This is a genomic window from Mesorhizobium sp. WSM4976 (assembly GCF_029625685.1).
GTDB lineage: Bacteria > Pseudomonadota > Alphaproteobacteria > Rhizobiales > Rhizobiaceae > Mesorhizobium.
In genome coordinates this window covers 1-7,051 of the sequence record NZ_JARTVT010000068.1, presented here as the reverse complement: position 1 = coordinate 7,051, position 7,051 = coordinate 1, and the positions used below count along the sequence as shown (strand labels likewise).

Below are 7,051 nucleotides of genomic sequence, written 5' to 3'. Positions count from 1 at the left end.
GATGGATGCTGAAGCGTGGTAACTCCAGTCTCCTCGGTCCGGTCCGAATGGACAACCTCTCGAAAGCTCACACCTAGAACTCCTCTTGAAAGCGTATCTAGCTTCAAAGGGCGTGTCGAAACGCGGTCTCCGGCTCGGCTTCGGTCACAAGATCGAGGACATTTACGAAGCCGCAGTGGCCCTAGGAATGCCGCCGATTGGGAACGTGAAGATGATTGCCAACAACCTTGACCTGATGAATTCTCAGCAAGATTTTAGGTACCCGTCGGGGTACAAGCTGAATGTCCCGCCGCCGAGCTTCTGCCGAGAAACGTATAACGCTCTCCACACAGCGATCGAGCCGAGGATCCCCACCGAGGTACTGAAAGCCAACCTCAAATTTCATTGGGATTTTCGGGGGAAGACTGTCATTTGGAAGGACGAATAGCCCGAGGATGATCTTCCCCATCTACGTTGGCGTTCTTATGGCGCTGCTGTCAGCATCCGCCATTGGCGGTGGCGGCAAGGCGATCTTGTTGGGATGGCCGCCTCGCTGACAATGGCCGGGATGGGCACTCGCCGGCTGGCTAGGTTCTTAGCAGGCCATAGCCGGCTGTCTGGTGGAGATCGTCTTTCAGGGCTTTGATCGTCTGTGAAAGGTCGCGAACCTTGTCCATCAGCGTCTGAATGGTCGCCCCGATGGGCTGGATCTTAACGCCTCAATCGTCGCGAGAAGCTCAAGGTAGACGTGGTTCAATTGAACTTTCTCCCTTCGAGAGCTCTCAATGGTGATCGACATGTGCGACCAGGCTCGATCAATTGCCTGTTCGCTTATCCTTCATCGACAAGCGGACGCGTGCCGCCACCTCCCTTCCGTCACGCGAAGGACCCAGCCGGCGAGACCAGACGGCGTGCGTGGCGCAATCTTCTATGTGACGAGCGGCGAGATCGCGTGTGTCCCGCCGTGATGGGATCATCTATTCGTCGAGCGCGGCGCTGGCGCCATCATCGTCGATATCTGCAAACCCTGGGATGATCCAGCAGCTTCTCCTTCGACAGCAGCCCGGCGTCCTCGAGCGCCTCGAAATCCGGCAGCTGGCGCAGCGTGTCGAGCCCGAACTGCGACAGAAAAGTTTTGGTCGTCACATAGGTGTAGGGCGCGCCCGGCTGCGGGCTGCGCGGCCCCGAGGCGACCAGCTGCTCAGCGCGCAGCACGCCGATCAGGTCACGTGACACCTCCTTGCCGAAAAAGCTCGACAGCTCGCCACGGGTGATCGGCTGGAAATAGGCAATGCACATCAAGACAAGCGCCTCCGCCTGCGACAGTTCTTTTGCTCCCTCGCCCGCTGCCGTGCCGAAGGCTGCGTGAATGGCGTCGCCAAAAACCTTTTTGGTCCGGTGCTGCCAGCCGCCGGCGACCGCGACCAGCTCGTAAGGGCGGCCGGCGAGTTCGGCGCGAATGTCGTCGATGATCAGCTCGATATTGCAGTTTTTTCCCACCACCCGCGCGAGGACACTACGTGTCACCGGTTCATTTGCCGCAAAGATCACCGCTTCGACGCGGGCCATCCATTCGCACCAGCGCAGCTCCGGCGGCAGATGTTCCAGTTCGGTGTCGAGCAGCGCCGGCTGATCGTTTGGCTTGCGGCGGGCGGACGCTTCGCTCATCGCTACAGCCCGAACAGCCGGAATGTGGGGCGGCCGGAGAGCTCGCGCACGACCTCCAGTTGCTGCAGCCGTTCGAACAGCCGTCGCGATGCAAAGCGCGACAGATTGTCCGTCGTCAGCGATCCGGACACGGCGTCTTCACTGAGCAGCAGAAAGATTACGTCGCCGGCGCCTTTGGCGCGCAGTTTCGGCGCCACCGCCAGGAGTTTTTCGGCCCGGCGCGACAGCTCGGCGGCCAACCGACAAGCGTCCGCGGCGGCCGCGACGAGCGCGATGCAAACCGCCCGCTCAAAATTCTTGTCCCCGGGCCGGATGCGCCGGCCACCGCCGGCCTCGGTGCGGAAAGATGGTCCAAAACCCTGCGCCATTAGGAGCGGCAGGGGCTGCGGCCAGCCCAGGCGTTGCGCCAGTACCAGGTCGGCGAGCCACCAGCCAAAGACTTCGGCATCGGGACGCATGGCGACGACCTCAGCGGCGATCGCCGCGGCGTCGAATGGCGCCGACCGCTGGGATACCCCGAGTTTTTCGATCTGCGTGCAAAGGTCGGCGAGCGCGGCGCCGTCCCAATGGAGGCCAAGCTGGTCGAGTATCTTCCCGAGCCGGCCGGGCGTAGCGGCGGGCGGCTGCCTGGCCAACTGCCGCCAGGCGCCAAAGACGGCGCCTGCGGGACCGGGGTCAGCACGTAGGGGACGCAAATGCCAGGCATCGCGCAAGGCGGCCGCATCCTCGGCGCGGCCGGCGAGCCGCATGCTGGAGGCGGCGCAGCGAACCGCCAGCCGCTGCCGCCAAGCGCCGGCCCAGGCTGCCTGCGCGCGGGCGAGCGTGTCGAGGGCACCCAGGGCGGCGCCGGCCCGGAAGGCGGCGTCGCCGTCACTCGGCGCGCCGGCGCTTGTGATCGCCCACGCGGGAACGGAGGGCGGCGCAGAGGAGCTGGCGGTCGCGGGATCGAGGCGAATCATAATTTGGAGAGTAAAGTGCCGGTGCGCTTTTCGCCATGATTTTCGTGCCAAAACGCACAGCCTGTCGGATCAGCACAACGACTGATAGTGTTGCATTATCAATCTCTTCACGAGTTCGTCCCTGCTAAGCCATTTGGCCAACAAGTAAGTCTCGACAGGGCACCTTTTTGCGCAGCCGGACGAAACTCCGTTCGGAAATGTGCCGGCTCGCGGCGTAGGAGCCTGCTCAGGTTCAGATGTCATGAAGGCATCTAACGCCCGATCTGCCGCGCAACTTCGGTCCCATATTCATTGCCGACGGGGTATCTGAGGGCGACGTTTTTTGCGGGTTTTTCCTGGTCGGCTTTGGAGGTGATGCTGGCGCCGATTGTCACAGGCTACTTCACTATCTGTTCCTTGACCGATGAGATCTTTTGCGCTGCGGCGCTCCCGTCTTTGCTGTGGGTCACCTTCTGACCCAAGCCCCAACGTACACACGCGGGAGTGTCCTACAAGCCATCGGTTTCGACAGATCGGATGGATTGGGCAGGCGAGCCCAAAAGCTGCGAGCTTAGAGCGGTTATAAATCGTAGTTGTAGCTGTGTAACAAACTGTGTAACAAAAAGCGCGAAAAGACTAGTATTTTCAGTATCATAGAGGTGAAAGGGAATCCCTCCCTCTCCGCCAGATTTCGTTCATAACGAATTGATTTTGCTACATATCGTCTAGCGGCATTTGCCTCCTTCCCAATGCGTTTCCCAAGGAAACTGCAACCGAAGGAGACGTGCTATGCGTGGCATTTCTGATCAAAGCGAAACCACGATTATCGGGCGATTTTCACGCCGTCGCATCCTTACCGGCATGGCCACTGTTCCGATCCTGGGTACGGCTGCAACCGCGCCGGCCGCTGCGAACGCGATGGTCGACCCGCTCGCCGACACCATCGCAGAGTACAACGCCAAGATGGCGGAGTTCATGGCGATCCCCGCCGACCAGATCACCGTTGAAAACGAGGAAGCGCTTGTCTCGGCAACCTACGGGCCGGCCAATGAAAGGCTCTGGCACGACGCTCCGCCGGCAATAAGCCTCCGCGGCGTCGCCGAGGCGATCCGCCACACGCTCAAGCAAGATGTGGTTCTTGACGTCACCTGCGAGAATTCCCTGAGGTCGGCGCTGGCCTTCCTCGAGCGGGAGCACGGCCTATGAACGCCCTTGCTAACCTCAAGCCGTTCGGGATGCCGGCCGGCGTCGATCCTCGAACATGGCGACAGGCGATCGAAGCACGCGTCAACGAGCTGCTCGACCAGTCCATGGCACTGATCACCGCGCTCGACCTCATGGAGGGCGACGTCGACCTGGAGGACGGCGCCGATGCAGAGCCTTGGCTTGGCTGGGGCGAGCGCGGACCACGGAGGATGGGTGTCGACCTCGATTGCCGTGGCAGCATCGACGATGACCGGGAGCTTGAGGACGAGCACGGTGGCGACGTTCTGGATGAGCGACATGATGGAGAGGAGCGCGAAGCCGACGACGCTGATTATGACCAGCCCGGATTCATCTGGGGAGGCAACGAAGATGGTCGCTAATTCCGTGTCGCTGTCAGCAGCGACAGAGCCGAGAGACGACATGATCGTCATCCCGTTTCACCATGCCTACCGCAACAACTTCGGCATGATCGCTTTGCGCGTCGAAGAGGATTTCATGCTTGTCGCGCCACCGCACTACGACCCGGTGCACTATCCGCCGGGCTCCTGCATCCAGTAGGTTGATCATTCCGCAAGCGAAACGATGGCCCGCTGCCGATGGTGGCGGGTCAGCTAGTTGTTGGTACCATTTCGTGGCGGAATAAGTGGCTCCAGCAATGTCCCCTCGTCGGGATGAGGAGGCGGCTGAGGGGTCACGATCTTCAGCTTCTTCCCGTCGGCGCGGGGCAATAGTTCATCGAGCGCCAGCATGTCGCCTCTGTCGAACGTATGCAGCTCATCCACGTTGTTCAGAAGCGCAGTCGCAATGTGGATCGCGTCCTGCGGCTTTCGGATTGACGGATGTTTTCGAAGCAGGCGGCGTGCGGCGACGCCGACATCCATGTCGACCTGAACCGAGACCACGAAATCCTGTTCGATGTAATCTTCAAAAGCCTCATCGTTGGAGGCCGACAGCACATCCGAATCCTTGTTCGGCTTATAGACCTCGGCCAGCGTGAAGGCGGAAGTCCAGACCTTCACTTCGCCGCGCTGAGCCCGCTCGATGATGTGCTGGCAGGCTTCGAATCGGCCAGGCTCTCGTTGGATCAATGCGATCCACATGCAGGCATCCCAGTAATAATTCGGCACCTCAGCCAAAGCCGCCCTCGCGAAGCTTGTCGATAAACTCGGCCGTGGATACGCCCTCGGTAAAATTGGGATCCTCGATGTCACGGATGGTCATCTGCCGCGGCACGATACGGCGTATACTGGTCGCATCAACGCGGGTCAGCTTCCCATCGTCATCGAAATAGAGACGACCGCGCACAACCACGCGACGGTGCTCCCAGACATCCAGAAAATTTGCGGAGCCAGCGATTTCATCCTGGGTAGCCTGGTCGACCCGGCAAACGATCTCTCGATCTGTCTTTCGCTCTCTGATGCGGATGGCCGGCTTGTTTCGATCAGTGCAAACATCCACCAAAGACCCTTCGACAGATCCTATCTCGATGCGCTTGCGCTTCTGGGGATAGAGATCAAACGCGTCGCTGTCCTGTTCCTCAATCACCTCCAGTGCGGCCGTGGCCACCTTGGGAGTGACCGTAATAGGGTGCGGCAACAAGCTTCCAAACTTAGCTACCGTCCGCCCGATACCGTTGGTATTCCGTTTAAGCAGCCGCTTCATCAGATCCTTGCGGCGTTTACCAAGATCGCCTGCAGGCCTCCGGCCGTGGCTCACATCATCCAAAAACTTGGCAGTCTCGGCCGCCCGGGCCCGCGCGATCGGCTCGACGTTGACTGCCGGATTTAGGGACACGGCTTCAGCTTCTGCCGTGAAAGGACTATTGGTGCCGGCGAAGGTCAAATTCCATACGACAACGCCCGCGTCGGACTCGTCGACCAACGCCTCGAAGAAATCGAGTACCTGCTGCATCGCGTCCTTCACGTCGAGGACACCCGGATGCTCCGCAGATGGCTGAATGGTGATCTTTACCTTGGTCATTTCAAACGGCCCCCGGCCCAGCCGCCAGTTATTAGGTTATCAGAGTGCGCCCTGACCGGTAAAGCGACCGTTTCAGCCAGCGGTCTGCTCTGGCTCGATCCAGTCACGCCAGTGCGTAGGGTCGACATCCACAATCATTCCCGTAATGGCGTGCTTCCACCCCTTCAAAGTCCTTTCACAAGGGAAAACCAGCGGGTGCATGCCTTCCTCGTCCAGAACGGCGAGTTCCAGCCTCCGCAAAAAGGGCGCGGTTAGGATCTCTTCCCACATCAAGCGATTATGCGCCCTGTTAGTGCGCCAGCTTTGATTTTCGTCAGTTTCTAGGCGTGCTCTATGCCGCCTGCCGACGATGCTGATACGCCCGGGCCAGCGCCATGCATTGCATCGCCATCGACCGCGACAGCCCGGGCTGCTTCTCGACCCACGGCCCGAAATGCCCGCGCGGCAGCGTCGATTTCATGTGCATGAGCCAGCACCCGACCCTGACCTTGAGCTCGGTCGACCAGCGGCCGCCAGGAAGCGCCACAGCGTCGTTGTCGGCCGGCTCGGGCTCCGGTGGCGACATCAGCGTCAGATAGGCCCTGTGCACCGCCTGCTGCCTGTCTGGCGGCAGCTTGGCGAACTGGCGCACCGTCATGCCGCAGCCGAAGGCCAGGACCGCGGTATGGCGTTGCTCGCCCCGCATGCGGCCGAGGCGCCCATATTGCCAGTCGTTTGGCAGGCGATAGGTGCCGACGCCCTCCACCTCGATCTCGATCATGCCGCGCCTCGTGTGTGAATGCGCGGATGATGCATAAGTCGCGGCTTATCGGCAAGGTGTACCGTTGTAGGACGGGAACTGCTGGGACCGGTCGCCCCATCCGAGTGAGATGTGGCGTTCGGAGATCAACGTTCGCAAGAGGCAGCTTCTAAAATGCAAAGCCCGCCGCCGGGGGTCCAACAGCGGGCTCCAGCAATTGGCTACACCCCTGAAGGATCGACCATTTACCGTATATTAATCATCACTTATGGAAGCCGCCGCCGTCAAGCCACCCAAGCTTCCGCGATCACACCATGTCGATCGCAGATGTTTTAGCTAAGCTGCATATGCGGCGGACCATAGTTCGCCAGGCCGGCGCACGCTCAGGCAATCTCCAAAAAAGAGAGGCGCCGGCCACCTTAGCCCGTCGCTAGGTGTGGGGGCACACCAGCGGCGGGCTATCGAACATTAGCGATCTCTTGACGAAGGCCTTGGCCCGCGCCAGACTCATCATGGCATGGCGAAGGGCATCAAGGTTGGC

8 protein-coding genes are annotated in these 7,051 nt (G+C 60.7%); 3 read left to right on the top strand and 5 right to left on the bottom strand.

What is annotated here, in order from left to right:
* Positions 1-984 precede the first annotated feature (984 nt).
* Together P9272_RS35500 and P9272_RS35495 are read right to left on the bottom strand one after the other, a co-directional pair.
* Positions 985-1,647, bottom strand: coding sequence for an SMC-Scp complex subunit ScpB (locus P9272_RS35500; RefSeq protein ID WP_063169436.1), 663 nt, complete (start codon positions 1,645-1,647; stop codon positions 985-987).
* Between the two features lie 2 nt (positions 1,648-1,649).
* On the bottom strand, positions 1,650-2,606 hold the full coding sequence (locus P9272_RS35495; protein WP_063169437.1) for a DUF1403 family protein: 957 nt from the start codon (positions 2,604-2,606) through the stop codon (positions 1,650-1,652).
* Positions 2,607-3,374: 768 nt separating this feature from the next.
* Here P9272_RS35495 and P9272_RS35490 point away from each other — a divergent pair.
* Genes P9272_RS35490 through P9272_RS35480 form a run of 3 tightly spaced genes read left to right on the top strand, consistent with a single transcriptional unit; the run spans position 3,375 to position 4,349 of the window.
* Positions 3,375-3,791: a hypothetical protein gene (locus tag P9272_RS35490; RefSeq protein ID WP_278164824.1), complete on the top strand. Its 417-nt coding sequence runs from the start codon at positions 3,375-3,377 to the stop codon at positions 3,789-3,791.
* Positions 3,788-4,171, top strand: coding sequence for a hypothetical protein (locus P9272_RS35485; RefSeq protein ID WP_278164822.1), 384 nt, complete (start codon positions 3,788-3,790; stop codon positions 4,169-4,171). The genes P9272_RS35490 and P9272_RS35485 overlap by 4 nt, the downstream gene beginning before the upstream one ends.
* A complete protein-coding gene (locus P9272_RS35480; protein WP_278164820.1) occupies positions 4,161-4,349 on the top strand; it encodes a hypothetical protein in 189 nt (62 codons plus the stop codon). The genes P9272_RS35485 and P9272_RS35480 overlap by 11 nt, the downstream gene beginning before the upstream one ends.
* 53 nt (positions 4,350-4,402) lie before the next feature.
* Here the strand turns inward: P9272_RS35480 and P9272_RS35475 are convergent, their stop codons facing one another.
* From P9272_RS35475 to P9272_RS35460, 3 genes are all read right to left on the bottom strand, one after another.
* Positions 4,403-4,918 (bottom strand): PIN domain-containing protein, encoded by a 516-nt coding sequence (locus P9272_RS35475; RefSeq protein WP_278164826.1) that lies wholly within the window; start codon positions 4,916-4,918, stop codon positions 4,403-4,405.
* 1 nt (position 4,919) lies between these two features.
* The gene (locus P9272_RS35470) at positions 4,920-5,771 is read right to left on the bottom strand and encodes a hypothetical protein (RefSeq protein ID WP_278164818.1); all 852 of its coding nucleotides are present in this window, start codon (positions 5,769-5,771) and stop codon (positions 4,920-4,922) included.
* 331 nt (positions 5,772-6,102) lie between these two features.
* Positions 6,103-6,531: a hypothetical protein gene (locus tag P9272_RS35460; RefSeq protein ID WP_278164814.1), complete on the bottom strand. Its 429-nt coding sequence runs from the start codon at positions 6,529-6,531 to the stop codon at positions 6,103-6,105.
* Positions 6,532-7,051: the final 520 nt, after the last annotated feature.